This is a genomic window from Vibrio sp. 10N.222.55.C6 (assembly GCF_041473395.1).
GTDB lineage: Bacteria > Pseudomonadota > Gammaproteobacteria > Enterobacterales > Vibrionaceae > Vibrio > Vibrio crassostreae_C.
Genome location: NZ_JBFRSD010000969.1, coordinates 1 through 373, shown reverse-complemented (window position 1 = coordinate 373; position 373 = coordinate 1). Strand labels below are relative to the sequence as shown.

At 46.4% G+C, this 373-nt stretch carries 1 pseudogene; it reads right to left on the bottom strand.

Going from position 1 to position 373, the window contains the following annotated elements:
- Positions 1-373 (bottom strand): annotated as a pseudogene (locus AB4486_RS27105) (GGDEF domain-containing protein); the annotation flags it as partial.

The window sequence follows — 373 nt, the reverse complement described above, 5'->3', positions numbered from 1 at the left end:
ACAGCAATCACACCACCATCCACGCCAGGAGAAAACTCCATTCCGTTGTACTTATGCGTGTACTCGTCATCAGGAACCGAATAAGCAGGATTGTAATTACGCAGGTAAGTTCGCAAACGACCGCTAGAATCGGCCTCCGCATGGTAATCAATATTGACTCTAAAGGTGTGGTACTGCGAAAGGTCAAGGCCAGTGGTAATGTCTGGGTTGATACGAATCGATAGGCCGCAATAAGGCCACGGATACTCCGACTCTTTAAGTTCACAGTCGAGAATATATTGCCCATTTTCGTAGGATAATTGGGATGTACTGACGCCCCTATCAACTCGATCGCTGGTCGCGATAAATTCATATTTATCAGGGGTTATTGCTG